Origin of the sequence: Halonotius terrestris, from assembly GCF_006861665.1 — an archaeon.
GTDB classification, from domain to species: domain Archaea; phylum Halobacteriota; class Halobacteria; order Halobacteriales; family Haloferacaceae; genus Halonotius; species Halonotius terrestris.
This window is the reverse complement of the sequence record NZ_RKLU01000001.1, coordinates 480,872-499,787: the sequence shown is the minus strand read 5'-3', so window position 1 is coordinate 499,787 and position 18,916 is coordinate 480,872. Positions and strand designations below refer to the sequence as shown.

Annotated in this window: 21 protein-coding genes and 1 tRNA gene; 17 read left to right on the top strand and 5 right to left on the bottom strand. The window is 65.7% G+C overall.

Annotated features, from left to right (window positions below; all coding sequences use genetic code 11):
- Positions 1 to 100: 100 nt before the first annotated feature.
- A complete protein-coding gene (gene ncsA, locus EGH24_RS02650) occupies positions 101 to 1,072 on the top strand; it encodes a tRNA 2-thiolation protein NcsA (protein WP_142978618.1) in 972 nt (323 codons plus the stop codon).
- A gap of 81 nt (positions 1,073 to 1,153) precedes the next feature.
- Here ncsA and ftsZ read toward each other — a convergent pair whose 3' ends face one another.
- The 3 genes from ftsZ to EGH24_RS02635 form a co-directional block, all read right to left on the bottom strand.
- Positions 1,154 to 2,338, bottom strand: a complete 1,185-nt coding sequence (gene ftsZ, locus EGH24_RS02645) for a cell division protein FtsZ (protein ID WP_142978617.1) — start codon at positions 2,336 to 2,338, stop codon at positions 1,154 to 1,156.
- Between the two features lie 2 nt (positions 2,339 to 2,340).
- Positions 2,341 to 2,523: a ribbon-helix-helix domain-containing protein gene (locus EGH24_RS02640; protein ID WP_142978616.1), complete on the bottom strand. Its 183-nt coding sequence runs from the start codon at positions 2,521 to 2,523 to the stop codon at positions 2,341 to 2,343.
- A gap of 200 nt (positions 2,524 to 2,723) precedes the next feature.
- Positions 2,724 to 3,305: a double zinc ribbon domain-containing protein gene (locus EGH24_RS02635; RefSeq protein WP_142978615.1), complete on the bottom strand. Its 582-nt coding sequence runs from the start codon at positions 3,303 to 3,305 to the stop codon at positions 2,724 to 2,726.
- Between the two features lie 117 nt (positions 3,306 to 3,422).
- Here EGH24_RS02635 and EGH24_RS02630 point away from each other — a divergent pair.
- The 9 genes from EGH24_RS02630 (at position 3,423) to EGH24_RS02590 (ending at position 10,882) form a co-directional block, all read left to right on the top strand.
- A tRNA-Tyr gene (locus EGH24_RS02630) sits at positions 3,423 to 3,496 on the top strand.
- 264 nt (positions 3,497 to 3,760) lie between these two features.
- Positions 3,761 to 4,369 carry a translation initiation factor IF-2 subunit beta gene (locus EGH24_RS02625; protein WP_142978614.1) on the top strand — a complete coding sequence of 203 codons (609 nt, stop codon included), beginning with the start codon at positions 3,761 to 3,763 and terminating at the stop codon, positions 4,367 to 4,369.
- A 116-nt stretch (positions 4,370 to 4,485) separates the two neighbouring features.
- Positions 4,486 to 5,130, top strand: a complete 645-nt coding sequence (locus tag EGH24_RS02620; RefSeq protein WP_142978613.1) for an HAD family hydrolase — start codon at positions 4,486 to 4,488, stop codon at positions 5,128 to 5,130.
- Positions 5,121 to 6,050 (top strand): adenosylcobinamide-phosphate synthase CbiB, encoded by a 930-nt coding sequence (gene cbiB / locus EGH24_RS02615; protein ID WP_142978612.1) that lies wholly within the window; start codon positions 5,121 to 5,123, stop codon positions 6,048 to 6,050. The genes EGH24_RS02620 and cbiB overlap by 10 nt, the downstream gene beginning before the upstream one ends.
- On the top strand, positions 6,043 to 6,819 hold the full coding sequence (gene cobS / locus EGH24_RS02610; RefSeq protein WP_246057874.1) for an adenosylcobinamide-GDP ribazoletransferase: 777 nt from the start codon (positions 6,043 to 6,045) through the stop codon (positions 6,817 to 6,819). The genes cbiB and cobS overlap by 8 nt, the downstream gene beginning before the upstream one ends.
- Positions 6,804 to 7,460: an NTP transferase domain-containing protein gene (locus EGH24_RS02605; RefSeq protein ID WP_321167805.1), complete on the top strand. Its 657-nt coding sequence runs from the start codon at positions 6,804 to 6,806 to the stop codon at positions 7,458 to 7,460. The genes cobS and EGH24_RS02605 overlap by 16 nt, the downstream gene beginning before the upstream one ends.
- Before the next feature lie 84 nt (positions 7,461 to 7,544).
- Positions 7,545 to 8,549: a threonine-phosphate decarboxylase CobD gene (gene cobD, locus EGH24_RS02600; protein ID WP_142978611.1), complete on the top strand. Its 1,005-nt coding sequence runs from the start codon at positions 7,545 to 7,547 to the stop codon at positions 8,547 to 8,549.
- 55 nt (positions 8,550 to 8,604) lie between these two features.
- A complete protein-coding gene (locus EGH24_RS02595; RefSeq protein ID WP_142978610.1) occupies positions 8,605 to 9,339 on the top strand; it encodes a cob(I)yrinic acid a,c-diamide adenosyltransferase in 735 nt (244 codons plus the stop codon).
- A 1-nt stretch (position 9,340) separates the two neighbouring features.
- Entirely contained in the window at positions 9,341 to 10,882 is a 1,542-nt protein-coding gene (locus tag EGH24_RS02590) for a cobyric acid synthase (RefSeq protein ID WP_142978609.1), read from the top strand.
- Between the two features lie 27 nt (positions 10,883 to 10,909).
- On the opposite strand, the gene EGH24_RS02585 is transcribed toward EGH24_RS02590, so the two are convergent.
- On the bottom strand, positions 10,910 to 12,058 hold the full coding sequence (locus EGH24_RS02585) for an MBL fold metallo-hydrolase (protein ID WP_142978608.1): 1,149 nt from the start codon (positions 12,056 to 12,058) through the stop codon (positions 10,910 to 10,912).
- Between the two features lie 120 nt (positions 12,059 to 12,178).
- On the opposite strand from EGH24_RS02585, the gene EGH24_RS02580 reads away from it, so the two are divergent.
- From EGH24_RS02580 to EGH24_RS02555, 6 genes are all read left to right on the top strand, one after another.
- Positions 12,179 to 12,913 (top strand): hypothetical protein, encoded by a 735-nt coding sequence (locus EGH24_RS02580; protein ID WP_142978607.1) that lies wholly within the window; start codon positions 12,179 to 12,181, stop codon positions 12,911 to 12,913.
- A 68-nt stretch (positions 12,914 to 12,981) separates the two neighbouring features.
- A complete protein-coding gene (locus EGH24_RS02575; protein ID WP_142978606.1) occupies positions 12,982 to 13,263 on the top strand; it encodes a 50S ribosomal protein L37ae in 282 nt (93 codons plus the stop codon).
- Positions 13,260 to 13,394: a DNA-directed RNA polymerase subunit P gene (locus EGH24_RS02570; protein WP_142978605.1), complete on the top strand. Its 135-nt coding sequence runs from the start codon at positions 13,260 to 13,262 to the stop codon at positions 13,392 to 13,394. The genes EGH24_RS02575 and EGH24_RS02570 overlap by 4 nt, the downstream gene beginning before the upstream one ends.
- Before the next feature lie 9 nt (positions 13,395 to 13,403).
- Entirely contained in the window at positions 13,404 to 13,667 is a 264-nt protein-coding gene (locus tag EGH24_RS02565) for a KEOPS complex subunit Pcc1 (RefSeq protein ID WP_142978604.1), read from the top strand.
- A 99-nt stretch (positions 13,668 to 13,766) separates the two neighbouring features.
- Positions 13,767 to 14,159 (top strand): prefoldin subunit beta, encoded by a 393-nt coding sequence (locus EGH24_RS02560; protein ID WP_142978603.1) that lies wholly within the window; start codon positions 13,767 to 13,769, stop codon positions 14,157 to 14,159.
- Positions 14,160 to 14,405 (top strand): DUF3194 domain-containing protein, encoded by a 246-nt coding sequence (locus EGH24_RS02555; RefSeq protein WP_142978602.1) that lies wholly within the window; start codon positions 14,160 to 14,162, stop codon positions 14,403 to 14,405.
- Positions 14,406 to 14,442: 37 nt separating this feature from the next.
- On the opposite strand, the gene EGH24_RS02550 is transcribed toward EGH24_RS02555, so the two are convergent.
- A complete protein-coding gene (locus EGH24_RS02550) occupies positions 14,443 to 16,758 on the bottom strand; it encodes an alpha-amylase family glycosyl hydrolase (RefSeq protein ID WP_221886696.1) in 2,316 nt (771 codons plus the stop codon).
- Between the two features lie 103 nt (positions 16,759 to 16,861).
- Between EGH24_RS02550 and EGH24_RS02545 the strand changes: the two genes are divergently transcribed.
- Positions 16,862 to 18,892 carry a glycoside hydrolase family 15 protein gene (locus EGH24_RS02545; RefSeq protein ID WP_142978601.1) on the top strand — a complete coding sequence of 677 codons (2,031 nt, stop codon included), beginning with the start codon at positions 16,862 to 16,864 and terminating at the stop codon, positions 18,890 to 18,892.
- Positions 18,893 to 18,916 lie beyond the last annotated feature (24 nt).

Below are 18,916 nucleotides of genomic sequence, written 5' to 3'. Positions count from 1 at the left end.
CAGGGGGAGCGAGCGTCGTATGACACGCTGTGTGGCTGGCGACAGCGACCAATACCGCAGAGCGAAACCGGTATGCCCGCTGGCGGGCAACGATCCGGTAATGGAGTGCGACAAGTGCGACCGTGACGCCGTCATGCAGGCGGCGTACTCCGGCGGCCATCTTTGCGAGACGCATTTCTGCCGGTCGGTCGAGAAACGTGTCCGACGCCGGATTCGGGAGGATACGCTACTTGATCCCGAGGCGACACCCGACGAGCCCGAAACGTGGGTAATCGGCCTCTCCGGCGGGAAAGATAGCGTCGTCCTCACCCATATTTTGGACGAAACCTTCGGGCAGGACCCCCGCGTCGAGATGCTGGCCTTGACGATCCACGAGGGCATCGAGGGNTACCGNGACGNGAGCGTNGACGCCTGNGTCGANCTCGCNGNNGNNCTNGANNTNCGCCACGAACTCGTCAGCTACGAGGAGGAGTTCGGNNTCCGNATGGACGANGTCGNCGANGANGACCCCGANNNNATGGCTCCCTGNGCNTACTGNGGNGTNTTNCGNCGNGACCTNTTGGAANNGTACGCNGAGNAGNNNGNCGCNGACAANCTNCTNACCGGNCACAACCTCGACGACGAGGCCCAGACCGCGCTNATGAACNTTCTNGAGGGCGANNTNAANCAGATCGCCAAACACTTCGATGCGAGCATCGGCGGTTTCGACGACCGAACCGAGCAGGATGATTTTGTCCCGCGCGCCAAACCGTTGCGCGACATTCCTGAAAAGGAAGTCGCCCTCTATGCCCGCATCCGGGAGTTGCCCGCCCACATCACCGAGTGTCCTCACGCCAGCGAGGCCTACCGCGGGGAGATTCAGGAGCTGTTGTGGGAACTTGAGGAAAACCATCCCGGGACGCGACACTCGATCATGTCCGGCTACGAGGAGCTCGCGGAGTTGGCTGCCGACCGCTATGGCGGCAACGATGAGGAAAACAGCGATCTTAGCGAGTGTGAACAGTGTGGCTCGATGACCGGGAGTCGGATCTGCCGGAAGTGTCGGCTATTGGAATCGATTGCGGCCGTGTAGAAGCTGATCGGTCGTGTCGTCGATCGCGGCTGTGTAGAATGATTTTCTCGGTGTAAAACGACCGTCGCGCTGAAAAAACGGTTAGCGGATGACGTCGAGACCGTTGTTCTGTTCGACTTCCTCGCGGCCACCGTCGGACTCCCACGCTGCGGTGTCGGAGTTGACGTTGGTGCTGGCGTCGAACTCGGCGGTGTCGCCTTCGATGCTGGCGCGTGACTGATCGGCCTGTTTCTGCGTCGTCGAGCCGAGCACTTGCGCGCTCTGGACGCCGGTCATGATCGCCATGACGCGGACNTTNCCCTTGTANTCNTNCTGNATNCGNGCNCCCCAGATGACGTTNGCNNTCGCCTCNAGCCGNTCGGTGATGTTCTGGGCGATGCCCTCGGCCTCCTTCAGCGTGAGGTCGGGGCCGCCGGTGATGTGGACGAGCCCGCCCGTCGCCCCGCGGTAGTCCACGTCGAGCAGCGGGTGGTTCATCGCGTCCTTCACAACCTCCTGGGTCTTGTTCTTGTCCTGCGTCTCCCCGACCAACATCACGGCCACGCCGCCCTGCCCCATGATGGAGGTCATGTCGGCGTAGTCGAGGTTGATGAGCGACGGCTGGGTGATGGTCTCCGAGATGCCCTTCACCGTCTCGGCGATGATCTGGTCCATCACCGAGAACGCCTTGCCGATGGGCAGGTTCGGGACGTAGTCGAGCAGGCGGTTGTTGTCCAGCACGATGATGGAGTCGGCCTCACCGCGCAGCTTCTCGAGGCCCTCCTCGGCTTTCACCGTGCGGGCGCGCTCGACGTTGAACGGCGTCGAGACCATGCCGACGACGATAGCGCCCTGCTCCTTGGCGATTTTCGAGACGACCGGCGCCGCGCCGGTGCCGGTGCCGCCACCCATGCCGGCGGTGACGAACACGAGGTCGGCGTCGCCGAGCACTTCCTTGATCGTGCCCTGTGCCATCTCCGTGGCGCGTTCGCCCATCGACGGGTCGCCGCCGGCGCCGAGCCCCTGCGTGAGCGACTTGCCGACGAGAATCTTCGTGTCGGCTTCGACCATCTGCAGGTGCTGTTTGTCCGTGTTGATGGCGATGGTGTCGGCGCCGTCGACGCCGATGTTGTACAGGCGGTTGACGGTGTTGTTGCCGGCNCCNCCGCAGCCGACGATGACGATTCGGGGGTCGCCGAACTCGTCGTCCTCGTCGTCGAGGCTGGCGTCCATATCCCGCTTCTCGGCTTCGGCGTTGTCGAGGGCGTCTTGTACGATATCCTGCATCGTTACACCTTAGCCCAGCTGCGGTCGTTGTTTCGTCGTCGCGGCTCTGTACCATCAGTTTCGTTGAGCATCTCTCGGACGGCCGACCGGATCGCCTCGCTCCGGTTTGGGAACTGGCCTGTTTCGACCATTTCCTCGACCTCGTCGATCTGCTGCTTTGGAATTCGTAGTGTCACACGCTCCATGGTTACATTCCCCGGTAAGACAGTCGGCGGAGCCGACAGCCCCACAACGCGCCCGAGCGGACCGCACTCGACGCGCGCTGTAAGACGATTGTCTTACGCACTCGTAACACTATACCGAGGGTATATAAAGTTAATGCAGGATGTAAGACGTTCCGCCTATCGTGGCAGACATGACGCCGTGAAATCGGGGTGAGTGTCTGTCATTGTTTGTCCAACACGTCGGCTGCGGGGGTGCGACGACCGCAGCCAGGACAAAACGCCCAGTCCGAGCGGAGCTCGTCGCCGCAGTCACAGAACAGCCGCCGAGTGGCCTTTTCGCCGCAGTTCGGGCAGTAGACGTGCTCGCTGTCCACGTCTTCGCCACACTGGCCGCAGCTGTGCGCGCTGGCGTCGGCGTCAGTCGGTTCCGGCTGGGGGTCGGTTTCGACTGCGTTTGTCTTACGTTCGACGGTCTGTTCGGTGACTGATGCCCCCTCATCGACCCCGTCAAGGGTGATATTGACCGATACGTCGGTGCCGGTGTCGGCGGTCTCGCGGCGGGCCGCCAGCGCGGAATCGACGCGTTCGGCGACGATGCGGTCGATTCGCTCGTCGATGAGGTCGTCGATCGACTCCGCGTCGGACGTATGCGTGGGTGCGTCAGTCGTTTGCGCGGTTGTCTCACGTTCCGTCCCGTCGAGGTACTGGCGGAGGGCCTCCCGCATAACCTCGGATTTCGAGGCGTCGAAGGCCTCTAACCGGCCGACGAGGTCGTCGTCGGCGCGGAACGTGATCTTACTCATGTGACATACGTGTGTTACACAGGATTATCAATCTTCCCACTATGTCTGACACGCGTCTGCCGCTGCCGCGCTCGGAACAGTAACCCTTAATTGTGCGACCGGGATACGAGGGAGTGCCCGCCCTTAGCTCAGCCTGGTAGAGCAGTCGACTGTAGATCGACTTGTCCCCCGTTCAATTCGGGGAGGGCGGATTTTCTTGCGAACGTAAGTGAGCAGTGTAAACTCCGTCCCGACCCGTATTGAGCAGCGAACGACCGGCGGGAGTGAGTGAGTTCAATTCGGGGAGGGCGGACTTCTCCTCCGACCAACGGAGATCCGTTTTCCAGCCGATTTGTCGTCGATTTCGGTGTTTCCGTCGAGCCACCGAATCATGGTCGTACGTTCGCGTATGCGCGGCGACGGATGTGGATTCCTGTCTCACAACGCATTTAGCCGCCGACTACATCACCACACGTATGGACTACGAGGCGACGCTTGACCGGGCAATGGAGGATCTGCCGGACTTCGAGGGGTCGGACGAACGGCTCGACGTGCCGGACGCCGAAGCCCAGAAGGACGGCGCGTTTACACGACTGACCAACCTCGCGTCTCTCGGCGACGCGCTCAACCGCGATCCCGAACACATCCACAGTTCGATCCAGCAGGAACTCGGGACCGCCGGCCAGTACGACGACGGCCGCGCGCGGTACAACGGCGACTTCTCGGCGAGCGACTTCGACGCCGCCATCGACGCCTACATCGCCGAGTACGTCACCTGCTCGGAGTGTGGCCTGCCCGACACCCGACTCGTCACCGAGGACCGCACCCAGATGCTGCGCTGTGAGGCCTGCGGCGCGTTCCGCCCGGTCGCCAAACGGCAGTCGAGCTCCCAGCGGTCCGACCGCCCGGACGTCGAAGAGGGCGAGACCTACGAGGTCAAGATCACTGGCACCGGCCGCAAGGGCGACGGCGTCGCCGAGAAAGGCAAGTACACCATCTTCGTCCCCGGCGCCGAGGAGGGCGACGAGGTCGAGATCTACATCAAGAACATCAGCGGGACGCTCGCCTTCGCGCGCCTCGCGTAAGACAGACCCTTCCCGACGCACTCTCCTACTCTCACCTTCTCACTCTCACCCGGTCGACACTCGACTGACAGCCGCTCACCGATGTTTTCAAGCCGCTGGTAGCGAACCCACTGGTAGTGACTTCCACGGTCGCCGTCGCCTTCGATCTGTTCGGCACGCTCGTCGCCGTCGACGACACCTCCGAGCCAGCGGCCGCCGTCGCCGACGAACTCGCCGCCATCGACGTCAGCGTCCCCGACGACTGGGCGACTGCCTACAGCGAACCTCACATCGACGCCCCCGAAGGAGCCGAAGTCCCGCTGCCCGCTCACGTCGCCGCCGCACTCGACAGCCGCGGAATCGACGCGTCGGGCAACGCCGCCCGCCGGGCCGTCGTCAACGCCTTCGATCCCGCAGTTGAGACGCGAGACGGCGCGGTTGAGGCCGTCGCTGCCGCGAGCGAGATCGGCCCTGTCGGACTGCTGTCGAACTGTTCGGTCCCCGAGTTGGTCAACCGAACGCTGATCCGGTCGGCGCTCGACCGCGATGCCTTCGATGCTATCGTCTCCAGCGTCGCCTGCGGGTGGCGGAAACCCGACTCGCGGGCGTTCGACACGCTGGCTCGCCAACTCGGCGTCGACGCCGCTGCCCTCGTCGTCGTCGGCGACACGCCCGCGACTGACGGCGGCATCACCGACTGCGGCGGGGAGTTCATCGACGTGACCGAAACGCCGCTGACTGACCTCCGAACGAGACTTACCGAGGGCCAGCAATGTCGCTGATGGCCGCCGGCGTCGTGCTCGCGGCTGTCGGACTCGATCATTTTGTCGGCGAGCCACCGGATCGGCTGCATCCTGTCGCGTGGTTCGGCCGGCTGGTCGGCCCCCTCGACCGTCAGTGGCGTACGCCACGCCTCGTCGGAAGCGTCGCCGCCGTCGGCCTCCCGCTTCTCGCAGCCGGGGTCGTCGCCCTCGCGGTGTGGTTCGCTGGCAACATCGCACCGCTGGCCGGTGGCGTCGTCGCCGCCGTCGTCCTCTTTTCGGCGATCAGCCTCCGGCTGCTCTGTACGACAGCCGGCGACGTCCTCGATCGAACGGATACTGACATCGCGGGCGCACGCGAGGCATTGCTGGCCTTGGCTGGCCGAGATGCCGCCGATTTGTCGGCCGGTCACGTCCGAAGCGCGGCCGTCGAGAGCGCGGCTGAGAACCTGTCGGACGGCTTCGTCGCACCGCTGGCCGGCTTCGGCGTCGCCAGCGTCGTTGCCGGCCGGTGGCTCACGCCGTTCGCAACGCTGGCGGTGGCGACCGCGGCGGCGGCGTGGATCAAGGCCGTCAACACGATGGATTCGATGGTGGGGTATCCCTCGAAACCGGTCGGCTGGGCGAGCGCGCGCCTCGACGACCTCGTCATGTGGCTGCCCGCGCGGCTGACGGCGTTCGCCATCTCGGCGGCCGCGCTATCGCCCGATCCGCTGCTGACGGGGCGACGCTGGGCGCGGGCACCGACCTCCCCGAACGCGGGCTGGCCGATGGCGACGCTTTCGGCCGCCCTCGGTGTCACACTCGAAAAGCCCGATCATTACACGCTCAATCCGGTCGCATCGCTGCCGACGACGACCGAGGGCCACCGCGGTGTCGCCCTCGTCCGCCGGGCTGGCTGGCTCACGACGCTTACAACGGCGGTGATCGTCGGTGTCTGAATCGAACCCGCTGCTCGCCGTCGGCCGCGCGATCCGCGGTGCGGTCGGCTTCCTGACGCGGATTCCAGTCGGCGGCGGCGAAGCCGACTGGGAGGCGTTCCGCCGGGCGGCCTACAGCCTGCCGCTGGTCGGCTATCTCGTCGGCGGCCTCGTCGGGAGCGTGTTTTTCCTCCCCGTCCAACCGCCGACGCTGGTGGCAGCCTACCTCGTCGGTCTCTACCTGATTACCGGTGTCACCCACGCTGACGGGCTGGCTGACCTCGGCGACGCGCTGGCGGTCCACGGCGACGTCGATCGCACGCGGGAGGTCCTGAAGGACTCGGCTACTGGCGTCGGCGGCGCGCTCCTGCTGGGTGTAACGCTGCTCGTGTTAGCACTCGGCGTGCTGTCGTTCGCTGGCATCGGCTCGTGGCGGGCGTTCCGGCTCGTTGTCGCCGCGGAGGTCGGCGCGAAACTCGGGATGGCCCTGCTTGCCTGTTACGGTCGGCCGGCTCACGACGGTCTCGGTGCCCAACTCGTCGGCGAACTCAGCTACCGGGCGTTCGGGCCGGCCCTGCTGGTGTCGCTGCCGGCGGTCGCGGCCGCGCCTGAAGGGCTGGCGATCGCGTTGCTGGCTGCGGTGGCGACCGGGCCGGCGGTTGGGCTGGCGGTACTGACGTGGGGCCACCGCACGCTCGACGGCGTGAGCGGCGATCTGCTCGGTGCGACCAACGAGATGGCCCGGGCACTCGCACTCCACGTGGGGGTGTCGGTATGGATTCTGACGTGAGTGATCCGCCGGCGACGGCCGGGACCGACACCCGAGCGACGAACGGCAACGACTCGCGGGCGACGACCGGCCTCGTCATGTGCGGCGGCGAGGGCAGCCGCCTTCGGCCGGCAGTCGGTGACACGGAAAAACCGCTCGTCGAGGTCGGCGATGAGCCGATGATTGACCGGGTCGTTGCCGCGTTGCAAGCGAGTTCGCTCACGACGGTCGCGGCGGCGGTCTCGCCGGCGACACCGGAGACGGCCGCTCATCTCGTCGGACTGGAAGGTATCGAGTGCATCGAGACGGCGGGCGAGGGCTACGTCGCTGATCTCCGCGAGGCGTTGGCACGGCTCGATACGCCGACCGTGACAGTCGCGGCCGACCTCCCGTTGGTAACTGCCAACCACGTCGACCGAGCAGTCGCGATTGCCGCCGGCGACTCGCTGACTGTCTGTGTGCCGGCCTCGCTCGCCGCTGATCTCGGCGTTAGCGCGGAGACGACGATCGATCACGACGGCGAGTCCGTCGTGCCGACCGGTCTCAACGTCGTCGGCGATGGGGTCGAGCGAACGGTTGTCTGGCAAGACAACCGGCTCGCGTACAACGTTAATCGGCCGGGGGATCTCCGCGCGGTCGAGGCGTGGCTCGATCATCAGTAAACCCAAGAATATCACTGCAAACCAAAATCAAATTTACACTACTAGGAACTAATATTTATATGAACTGACGCATATATTCGGGTGATGGACCCCGAGGCAATCGACTCCCTTAGCCGTGTGGCCCACGGCGGCGAAGCAGACCCCCAGTTACTGGATTTCAGTGCGAACACGAATCCGCGAACACCCTCGGGAGTCGCTACCGTCTACGAGGCGGCCCTGCCGGCATCCAGACAGTACCCTGTCGACGACTACTGTGAGTTCCGCGCCGCTGCGGCCGACTACATCGGGGTTACTGGCAACGAGATCATCCCCGCGGCCGGCTCGCTGACCGGGATGCGGCTGCTGTTTTCGGTCGTCGTCGACGACGGCGACAGCGTTGTCGTCCCGACGCCGAGCTTCGGCGAGTACGACCGCGAAATCAGACTACAGGGCGGCACTCCCGAGTTCGTCCCCCACGACGAGGTGATGGCTGTCGATCCGACGGCTCACGACCTCGTCATCGTCTGTAACCCGAACAACCCGACCGGTGAATCCTACGAGACAGCCGCACTGCGCTCCCTTGCCGACCGCTGTGCAGCGGCCGATACCGTACTCTGTGTCGACGAGGCGTTCCTCGATTTTACCGACCGCCCCTCGATGGCTGGCACACCGGGCGTCGTCGTCGCCCGCTCGTTGACGAAGATTTTCGGACTTCCTGGCCTCAGAGCCGGATTTCTGGTGGCGACTGGCGACCTCAGAGAACGGCTCGACGTGGCTCGACCGGCGTGGACGCTCAGCACGCCCGCCGCCGCGGTCGGCGCGCACTGTCTCAAAGACACCGAGTTCGTCGAGGAGACCTGCGAGCAGGTCGCCGCCGAACGCGAGCGCATGCGCGACCGCCTCGAAACCCGCTTCGATGTCGCTCCGTCGGACGCGCCCTTCCTCCTCTGTGAGACCGACCAGTCCGTCGACGAGGTTGTCGACGCGGCCCGCGACAGGGGTGTCGTCGTCCGCGACGCGACGACGTTCCGCGGACTGGACTCCCACATCCGCGTCGCCGTCAAACGCCCCAAGCAGAACGACCGCCTGCTCGCCGCACTCGACGTGTGATCGTCGGACCGCCACCGAACGCAACCCAGATACGCGTGGCGTCCAACGAGCGTGTATGACCGACGAGCCAGCGGGCCGATCCGACGCGTCCGACACGCCAGCGGATCAGCCCGCCGCTGATACCCCCGCTCACCGCCAAACGCCGGGTGGCGGTGTCGCTCCCGAGGCCCGTCCCATCGAGCCCGCCGCGCCCGACGAGTTCGGCTTCGTACAGGCCTTCTGGGGCGACGGCAAGGGCAAAACGACCGCGGCGATGGGGATGGGCTTTCGCGCCGCCGGCCACGGCTACCGGGTCCACATGCTACAGTTCATGAAGGGCGGCGCGGACAGCGTCGACGACGTGCGCGGGGAGTACAACGCCATCGCGGCGATGCCGGGCTTCTCCTACGAGAATACGGGCCACTACGGCTGGCACAACATGGCTGACGGTAGCCGCGAGGAAGATCACGAAACGGAAGCCGACGCTGGGCTCGAACGGACGCGAGACCTCATCGCCGCCGCAGCCGACGCCGACCTCACGGCACCGTTTCCACTCGACAGCGATCCCGAAGATGGTGTTCACATGCTGATCCTCGATGAAATCCTCTATGCCGCCGACCGCGATCTCGTCGCACCCGGGGCGGTCTGTGATCTCATCGAGACCAAGCCGCCGAACCTCGAACTCGTGCTCACCGGCAGCCACACCGAACCGACATATCTCGACGACGCCGCCGACCTGATCTCCGAAATCAGCAAGCGAAAACACCCGATCGACGCCGGCCAGCGCGCCCGGTCCGGGACCGAATACTGAGATGACCCGCACTGTCCTCGTCGCCGGCACCGCCTCCCACGTCGGCAAGTCGACGGTCGCGGCGGGCCTCTGCCGCCTGCTGGCCGACCGTGGCGTCTCGGTCGCGCCGTTCAAGGCTCAGAACATGAGCAACAACGCGCGAGCGGTGCCACGCGCCCCCGAAACAACGGACGATGCCGGCGACGGCGACGCCTACGGCGAGATCGGCGTCTCCCAGTACGTCCAGGCTCGCGCCGCCCGCGTCTCGCCGACGACCGACTGCAACCCCGTTCTCCTCAAACCCCGCGGCGAGGGCGAATCCCAACTCGTCGTCGACGGCGTCGCCGTCGGCCACTACGCGGCCGGGGAGTATTACGACGACCACTGGGAGACAGCCCGCGAGGCCGCCGTCGCCGCCCACGACCGGCTGGCGGCCGCCCACGACGTGATCGTCGCCGAAGGCGCGGGCTCGATCGCGGAGATCAACTTCCACGACCGCGATCTCGCCAACATCGAAACCGCCCGCTTCGCCGATGCCGACATCCTGCTCGTCGGCGATATCGAGCGCGGCGGCGTCTTCGCGTCGCTCGTCGGCACGCTCGAACTCATGCCCGATGACCTCCGCGAACGCGTGGTCGGTGTCGTCATCACGAAGTTCCGGGGCGACCGCTCGCTGCTTGACAGCGGCGTCGACGCCTTCGAGGAGCGAACCGGCATCGACGTACTCGGCGTGCTGCCGTACGACGATCCTGGCCTCCCGGCCGAGGATAGCGTTGATCTACCGGCGACCGACGAGCGCGCGATCCGGGGCGATGACGACGGTGTCGCCCCCGAGCACTCGGTGACGGTGGCCGTCCCGCGGCTCCCGCGGGTCTCGAATTTCACCGATCTCGAACCGTTGGCCGCCGAGCCGGGCGTCCGGGTCGCCTACGTTCCGCTCAACGCGTCGCTCGACGACGCCGACGCGGCCGTGATCCCGGGGACGAAAAACACGGTCGACGACCTGCTGGCGATACAGGAGGCTGGCTTCGATGACGAGCTCCGCGCGTTCGACGGCCCGATCATCGGCCTCTGTGGCGGCTACCAGATCCTCGGCGACCAGATTGATAACGCCGAAATCGAAGGCACCGAAGTCGACGACGAGAACGCAACGCTCGACGGCGTCGGACTGCTGCCCGTGACGACGACGTTCAGCGAGACCAAACGCGTCGTCGACACGACGCTCGACCTCGACGGTACGGGCCCGCTTGCGGGTGCAGCGGGATCTGTCTCGGGCTACGAAATACACATGGGAACCACAGAAGCGACCGAGGCCGTCGAAATGCCGTTCGCCCGTGACGGCGAAGCGAGTGCCGCACTCGGTGCCAGCAACGGCGATGTGCTCGGTTGTTACCTCCACGGTCTATTTGAAAACGAGACGGCGAGAACCGCGTTCGTCGAGCAAGTCTTCGATGCGGCCGGCCGCGAGCGACCAACGGAATCGACGCCTAGTGCCTCGCCGTACGAGCAGGCCGCCGACCTGATCGCTGACCACTGTTCGCTCGATTTCCTTGATCTCGACTGATCCCGTGTTAGCCACGATCTACGGCCTTCAGTCGGCGTCGACTTCGGCCGCACACCGGTTCGGCCCGAGTTCGAGTTCGATAGCTGCCTGCTCGCTGTCGGCGGCGTCGCGGCCGCTGTTGATCCCGATGATCGTCTCGTAGTTCGGCGGCTTCTCAGGTAGTGTGGCGGTTACACGCTCGACGAAGGCCTCGCGGTCGGACTGCAACACGTCAAGTGTCGTCCGCAGGGTGCCAATTGTCGTATCTACCGGCTCGCCATGCGTGATCGGCGTCGTCCCGTCGCTGGCGACCGAGAAGTGGCCGGGCAGGACGTTCACGGCATCGGGTTCGGCCAAAAGCGTGCGGTGCAGCGAGTTGTACAGCAACTCTGCGCCGGTCGTCGCCTCGCCGTCGCCGAACTGGAGTTCGGTTCGGCCGACGCTGTCGACGAAGACCGTATCGCCCGTGACGACGGCCTCGTCGCCCAGCAGGTAGCTCACCATCTCGGAAGTGTGGCCGGGCGTCGAGAGAGCCTTAATCGAGAGGTCGCCGATCTGGACGACCTCGTTGGCCGCCAGCGCGTCGTAGTCGTAGTCGACGCCGCGGTCGGCGGCGTCCTCGCCGAGGTAGTAGGGCACGTCGAGGTCGGCGGCGAGTTGGCGGCCGCCGGAGAGGTGGTCGGCGTGGATGTGGGTATCGAAGACGGCCACGATCTCGCTGTCGAGGTGGTCGGCGGCCGCGCGGAACTCGTCGGTGTGCCGCGTCGCGTCGATAACGGCAGCCTCGCCGTCACTGACGACGACGTAGCCCAGGCATCCCTTCGCGCGGCGTTGGAGTTGCACGAGGGTGAAGTCCTCGTAGGCGATGGTGACGTGATCGTAGACCGCGCTCCACGCTTCCATCCCGCCCTCGACGACCGTTACGTCCTCGTAACCGGCCGCCGTCAGATCATCTGCGAGTGCCTCGGAGGATTTCCCCTTGGCACACATCATGACGATGGTCTCCTCGGGCCCGAGCCCGGTTTCGGCCTCGAATTCGGCGCGGTCGAACGCCTGAAACGGCTTGTAGGTGTACTGGATCGCGCCGGGCACCCGCCACTCCGTGAACCCCTCGTCGTCGCGGGTGTCGACGACCGTCAGCGACTCGCCGCTGTCGAGGCGGTCACGGAACGCTTCGGCAGAAATCAGCCGTGTCATATCGAACCCACGGCCGGCGTGACGAAAAGCCTCACGTCGGCGTCGTCGTTGCCGACACCGCGCCACCGCTGCTCCTCGCCGACGGTGCTAAGCTAAGGAGTCGCCGGTCCGAGTAGCGGTGTGAGCGTCCTCTCGTTGCTCCGGCTTCGCACCGCTGCCGACTTCGCTGACTGGTATCGGATCGGCGCGGAGTACGTCGAATACGTCGCCGACGAGATGGGATTTGACACCACCGACTTCGTCGCCTACGAGACTGGCGTCGACGCAATGCGGTCGGGCCGGCCGCCGAACGAACTCGATCCCGCGATCTGCCGGTCGATCGCGGCCGACCTGCTTGCTGACGCCGTGTTTTCCGAACCGTTCTGTGAGTGGCTGCCGGTGTGGTACGAGCTCAGCCTGCTTGGGCCGGTGCGCTACGGCGAGTACCGACTCCGGCGAGTCGCCGCGCCGTACAGCCGCGATCTCGCCGTGTCGGTGCCCCGGTTCAGCAGCCCGGGGGACGCGCTGGTCGACGGCCGGCCGGCCCCGTCTCATCTCTCGGGGTTCCGCGAGCGGTTCGTGCTGGCGGACGCGATCCTGCATCTCGAATGGTTCGTCCACGTCGCCCGCGAGTCCGGGATTAGCGTGCCACAGGCGTTGGTCGAACGAACCCACGAGGAGAGCCTCGCGTACTACACCGGCCACCGCGAGTCGCTGTCGCCGCGAGTGCGGCGGTTTCAGGCCGCGCTGTTCGCCGACGACGAATGGGTGCGGGAAATCGACGCGGTCTACGGGCTAAACAGCGCGCTGTTCGGCGTCTGGGAGCGGTTCCTCCGCAAGGAGCGACAGCGACTCGAAAGGGCGGCCCGCGAGTAGTGGCGGCAGGGCGTGCCTCGGGGCGACTCAACAGCTTTTTATCCGCGCTGGCGGTACCGTGTTGCACTATGGCCGAGGACAAGGCACGATCCACCGGGAGCGCCGGCCGGTTCGGCGCGCGGTACGGACGTGTATCCCGCAAACGAGTCAAGGAGATCGAAGCAGGAATGCAGAACGCCGAGGTCGACGGCGACAGCGTCACTCGCGTCGGCACCGGTATCTGGGTCAACGAGGAGACCGGCGAGAAGTTCGCCGGCGGCGCGTACAAGCCCCAGACCCCGGGCGGCCGACAGGTCCGCCGCTCGATCCGCGCAGCACTCGCNCGAGGACGACGAGTAAGGCGTCTATGANNTACAANTGTTCCCGCTGTAANCGCGACGTGANNCTCGACGAGTACGGNGGCGTCCGCTGTCCGTACTGCGGNCACCGCGTCCTGCTGAAGGAACGCGGCGGCGGCATCAAAGAAGTCGACGTGAACTGACGGCGGGTCGTGTCGCAGTCTCATTCTACCGTCTTGCGGTTCGAGTACCCGACAGCCACGGCCGCACGCCGCGTCGAGCGTAGCATCGCCGTCGAAGTCGGCGAACTCGACGACGACCGCTCGGGAGCCACTGTTGCCCGCGAGGCGGCGGTCCTCACTGTCACAATCGAGGCGACCGATCGGGTCGCGCTCCGGGCGGGTATCAACAGTTGGTGTCGCTACGTGGCGACTGCTGAGACCGTCGCCGACGACGTGCTCGGTCGACCGACGTAGTCGCCGGTCGAGTTGGCCCTCAAGGTCGGTGCCGTCGTTGGGTTAGCCGCCGCGTCGGAATTGCATGGCTTTTTCCATGTGGCGACCCTCCGACGGCGTATGCAGGGTAATCTACCGCCGGAAGCCCAGGACAAACTCGAAACACTGCAGGACCTTCAGGAGACGGCCCAAGAGGTCGCCGAGCAGAAACAGGGTGCCGAGAGTGCCCTCGCGGACGCCGAAGCCGCCCTCGATGCCCTCGACGGCGTCGACGACGACACGGTCATGTACCGTGAGATCGGCGAACTCCTCATCGAGACCGACTACGAGTCCGCCAGCGAGCAGCTCGAAGAGAAAGTCGAGAACCTCGAAGTCCGCGTCGACAAACTCGACAAACAGGAGTCCCGCGTTCAGGAGAAATTCGAGGACCTGCAGGACGAACTCCAGCAGATGCTCGGCGGTGCCGGCGGCCCGCAGGGCCCGGCCGGTCCGGGTGGCGCTGGCGGCGCGTAAATGAGTACGGAGCCGAGCGACGAAACGGTCGTCGAAACCGCCGCTGAGGCCGCTGAGGGCCTTGTCCTCTCGCGGTTTGCGAACTCATCGGTCACGGATCTCGATATTACGGTCAGCTTTGAGGACGGCGTCTTGGATCTCGATGTCTACCTCAACACGACCGACGACGCCGAGGCCGACCCCGAGGCAGTCGCTACCGAAGCCGTCGAAGCCGCTGAATCAGCTGTCGACGACCTTTTCGAGTAAGTCGGCCTCGATCTTTTCCCGCTGAGCGGTGCCGCTGCTACGCTGGCCGACAGATCAGCACGTCGTCAACGACAACGTAGTCGCCAGCGGTGTCGCCGTCGCTGGCATCCGGATCGTACCGCTTCCTGAGCGGGGTGTCAGTTCGGAGATCTGTGTCGCCAACAGCGGTCGGCAGCGCGACCGTTTTCGCCGTCTCGCTGAAGTTGAGGACGACCAGCAGCCGGTCGTCGCCGTTGTCGCGGGCGAAGCCGATGACGCGGTCGGGGTCGTCGTCGATTTCGATGGTGACCGATGAGTCAGATTCCGCCGTGTCGTCCTCGTCGTCCACCGCTGTTTCCGTCGCTGCGTCGTCATCGTCGGTCGCGGGGTCAGTGTCGGCGTTATCGTCGGTATCGTCGGCATCGTTGGCATCGTCGTCGTCAGTATAAACATCCGAATCGTCGTCGACAACCGCTTTCTCGCCTGTTTCGCTTTCCTTCGTGATTTCGACGACGCGCAGGTCGAGCGGTTCGACGCTGCCGTCTCGCAACACGGGCTGGTCTCGACGCAGCCACGCCAGCGATCGATGGAACTCCGTCAGGTCGCTGTCGCCGTCGTGCCATTTCATCGGGCCGCGCTGGCTCGTCATCCCGCGCTCCTGGCCGTAGTAGAGCATCGGCGCGCCCGGCAGTGTAAACGTCGCTGCCGCGGCCGCCCGGAGACTCGCCTCGCCGCAGTCGTCGAGATACCGGGTTTCGTCGTGGTTTTCGACGTACCGGAGGTGGACGGCCGAGTCGGGGAAGCCCTGCCAGCGCGTGTCGTCGAGGGCGTCGAAAACCGTGCTGGCGGGGGTCTCGCCGCAGCCGACCTCCCGGAGCGTGCTGTGGAGCGTGCTGTCGTAGTGCATCTGAAACTCGGCTTCGTGGAACTGCGGATCCCGTGGGATCGTCTCATCGAGCATGAGGAAGTCCTCGGGGACGCGCTCGCGGACCTCCTTCCAGAAGCTGTGTGGGACGCCCCACGCGATGTCACACCGGAAACCGTCGACCACATCGGCCCACTCGTCGACGACGGCGAGCATCCAGTCCCGCACGTCGAGTGACCGGTAGTTGAGGTTGGGAATCCGTTCCCAGTTGAAGTAGAACTCCGGGGCATCCTCGCCGGCCCAGTCGATGCCGGTGCCGTCCCGCTCCCGCGGCACCCGGGCGTAGTAGTCGTCGTAGCCCGCGACGTCCGCCGAGTGGAGTTGAAACGCCGGGTGATCCCGGGAGGTGTGGTTGATGACCAGATCAAAGACGACCCGGATATCTGCTTCGTGGCACCGATCGACCAGCGATTCGAAGGCCGCGCGGCTCCCCAGATCGTCAGCGGTGCTGAAGTAGTCGGTGATGTGGTAGCCGTGATCGGTCGGGCTGGCGAGGATCGGCGTCAGCCAGAGCACGTCGACCGCGAGGGATTCGAGATATTCGATCCGCCGCTCGATCTCCGCAAACGTCGCCGACAACGTCTCGCCGGCGAAGGAGCGAACGAATATCTCGTACACAGTTGGCGATTCGGCCCACGCCGGCGGTTCGTTGGGCTGCCGGGCGGTGACGCCAGTTCCGTCGCGGCGAACATCGACCGTGTCGGCAACCGAGTGTCGCTCGCCGACGGCGACGGCGTGAATCCGCGTTCGTTCGGGCAGGTCGGCGACCGGCACCCGGAGCGTTCGGTCGTCAGTTTCGATCGCTGCGTCGGGGAGGGCGTCGCGCTCGTCGACGACGAACTCGACAGCGAGGTCGCTGTCGGCGTACTCGCTGTCGGGAGCAGCGGCTGCGTCGGCTTCGACGACGAGGGTGTCGGTTTCGTCGTCGCTGTCGATCCTCGTTTCGAGTCCACAGCGCGGCCGCCCCGGGCCGGGAATCGTCACCGAGTCGTGGACTTGGAGCCCGAGATCGCCGTTGAAACAGAAGCCGTAGTGGTGTTCGCCCGGTGGCAACTCAACGTCGAGGACGAACCGGCCGGTGTCGCGCCGCGGTCGATCGCGGCCGACCAGTTGGTCATTGAACGAGCCGACGACGGAGACCGAGTCGATTTCCTCCACGTCATCGGGAACGTCCTCGAACGGGAGTTCGAGTTCGACTGCCGTGTTACAGTTCGGAAACGCCCGGACGGTCTGGGTGGCGGTGCCGTCGGGGCCGTCGAGTTCGAACCGATACCTCCCCGCTACGTCGGGCGTGACTTCGATGACGGCGTCGTCGCCGACGGATACGCGGCTGTCGGCCGGCCCGTCGCGGAGGGACCAGCGGTAGGCGGCGTCTGGGTCGGGAGCGGCGGGAGCCAACTGCACCGTCTCGTCGACGGCGACGAACCGTGGCGGCCCGGGATCGGACATACGTGGGTGCTCTCGCGGAATCGTCTTGATTGTTGGCGTTCGTGAAAACGTGTGAACAACAAATACACCAAGGATTAATACGGGTGGCCGAGTGAGAAGCGGTATGCGACTCCGTGACGCGCTCGACGACTACAAACGGGCGTCGGGCGAGGAGACCCTGTTCCCGGGCGAGCGACGAACCCTTTCCGGCCGGTTTTCGGGCGGCGACGGGCGGCTTGTCCACGTTGAGGAGGGTGTCCTCCGTGACTTCGGCTACCCACTCTCGGGGCTGACGGGGATGGTTCGATCACGGTTCGGCGTCACGGTCGACGGCATCAAACACTGGTTCGACGACGAAGCCTCCACGCAGACGTACCACGACGGCACGGGCCTCGTCGTGACGACCCACGACACGCCGATCGGCGAGGTCACCCAACTCGATCTCACGCTCGGCGATGCCCACCTCACGGGCTTCGAGACCGAGATCGAACACGCCGAGATCATCGCCTACGTCTCGCTGGCTCCTGATGGCCGCCACAGCCGCGTCGGCCAACTCCACCACGAGGACGTGATCGAGGTCTACCACGAGACTGAACACGACTTCCTCGGGAGTTCGACCGGCTTTTCAGGCTTCCGCGGGCAGATTCCCGCGACCTTTGACGACCTCATTTCCGACGAACCGACGGAGTACCCGCGACCGCCACACGACGGTCGCTACGCCGAAGACCGCCTCAGCGGCGACCTCGTCTGTTGGCTCCCGTTGCACGACGGTTCGACGACGCTGATCACGCTGCTGACCGACTGGGAAGAAACCGAGCGTAGCGACGCCCTCGATCGGATGGAAACTCTCAGTTCGGAGTTCACCGACCGCGAGGCGTTCACCGCGGCGGCCGACGAGAGGGCTCCAGTCGATCCCGACGCTGACATCCCGCTTCACGAGTCGGTCGCTGCCGACGTGCGGGTACTCTCGCTTTTGACGGGCGACACCGGCCTCCGGATGGCCGGCCCGGATTTCGACCCCTATTACCGCCATTCGGGCGGCTACGGCTACACGTGGTTCCGCGACGACGCCGAAATCGCGCTGTTCGTGCTGGAATCCGACCAGCATCTCGACCTCGACTTGGCGGATTGGCATGCCCGCAGCGCGCGAGCCTACTGTGAGACCCAACGCGCCGACGGCAGTTGGCCCCATCGCGTCTGGCCGCACAACGGCGCGCTCGCGCCCGGCTGGGCCAACGCCCGGCTGGAAGCCGGCGACGGCGTCGACTATCAGGCCGACCAGACCGGCAGCGTCATCGCCTTCCTGGCCAGCTATTATGCCGCCGGCATCGATGACAGAAAACTCGAAAAACGCGTTATCGACACGCTTGAAGACGCTGTCGACAGCCTCGATGAAACCCTGCTCGATGACGGCCGCCCGATGGTCTGTCAGAACGCGTGGGAGGATTCCATCGGTCGATTCACACACACGACAGCAACCTTCCTCGAAGCCTACAGCGCGCTGGCGGCGACGGATCTCCCGATCGCCGACCACGCCCGCCACCAAGCTACCCGCGTGTACGACGCTGTTGACCACCTCTGGCTGTCGGATCGCGGCATCTACGCACTCCGGGAACACGGCGAGGGCGGCCTCGACCGCCGGGCCGACTCCTCGACGCTGGGTCTCATCGGCGCGCATCTGGCCTACGACAAGATCGGCACCGTCGACGACGACCGTCTCGACCGCCTCGATTCTCACGTCCACACCATGATCAAAGCCCTCTGGCAGGACCCCGACGACAGCGACATCGCGGGGCTGTTCCGCTACGAGGGCGACGGCTGGCGACAGGGCGAGCAGGGCCACGAGAAAATCTGGACCGTCTCGACCGGCTGGGGTGCCAACGCCGCCGCCCAACTGGCTGCCCTCATGGCCGACAACGACGACGACCGCGCGGTCGAAGCCGCCTCACGGGCCCGGGAACTCTTGGAACTCGTCCTCCCGGGCGGTGTGCTCTGTGAGGACACCAGCTACCTCCCCGAGCAGTATTTCGATACGGGCGAACCCGACAGTGCGACGCCGCTGGGATGGCCGCACGCGTTGCGGCTGGCGACCGTCTCGCTGATGGACGAACGCGGCATGTTGTACGCCGCTCACAAGGTTGTTGCCGACGACTGAGAACTGGTCTCACGCCCGGAGTTT

What these genes read in the sequence shown, in the direction of transcription:
- EGH24_RS02605 (WP_321167805.1), top strand. Translation starts at nt 6,804, where the DNA reads ATGGATTCTGACGTGAGTGATCCGCCGGCGACGGCCGGGACCGACACC.
- EGH24_RS02640 (WP_142978616.1), bottom strand. Translation starts at nt 2,523, where the DNA reads ATGGAGCGTGTGACACTACGAATTCCAAAGCAGCAGATCGACGAGGTC.
- EGH24_RS02585 (WP_142978608.1), bottom strand. Translation starts at nt 12,058, where the DNA reads ATGACACGGCTGATTTCTGCCGAAGCGTTCCGTGACCGCCTCGACAGC.
- EGH24_RS02625 (WP_142978614.1), top strand. Translation starts at nt 3,761, where the DNA reads ATGGACTACGAGGCGACGCTTGACCGGGCAATGGAGGATCTGCCGGAC.
- EGH24_RS02545 (WP_142978601.1), top strand. Translation starts at nt 16,862, where the DNA reads ATGCGACTCCGTGACGCGCTCGACGACTACAAACGGGCGTCGGGCGAG.
- cbiB (WP_142978612.1), top strand. Translation starts at nt 5,121, where the DNA reads ATGTCGCTGATGGCCGCCGGCGTCGTGCTCGCGGCTGTCGGACTCGAT.
- EGH24_RS02595 (WP_142978610.1), top strand. Translation starts at nt 8,605, where the DNA reads ATGACCGACGAGCCAGCGGGCCGATCCGACGCGTCCGACACGCCAGCG.
- EGH24_RS02590 (WP_142978609.1), top strand. Translation starts at nt 9,341, where the DNA reads ATGACCCGCACTGTCCTCGTCGCCGGCACCGCCTCCCACGTCGGCAAG.
- EGH24_RS02550 (WP_221886696.1), bottom strand. Translation starts at nt 16,758, where the DNA reads ATGTCCGATCCCGGGCCGCCACGGTTCGTCGCCGTCGACGAGACGGTG.
- cobD (WP_142978611.1), top strand. Translation starts at nt 7,545, where the DNA reads ATGGACCCCGAGGCAATCGACTCCCTTAGCCGTGTGGCCCACGGCGGC.
- EGH24_RS02560 (WP_142978603.1), top strand. Translation starts at nt 13,767, where the DNA reads ATGCAGGGTAATCTACCGCCGGAAGCCCAGGACAAACTCGAAACACTG.
- EGH24_RS02635 (WP_142978615.1), bottom strand. Translation starts at nt 3,305, where the DNA reads ATGAGTAAGATCACGTTCCGCGCCGACGACGACCTCGTCGGCCGGTTA.
- EGH24_RS02555 (WP_142978602.1), top strand. Translation starts at nt 14,160, where the DNA reads ATGAGTACGGAGCCGAGCGACGAAACGGTCGTCGAAACCGCCGCTGAG.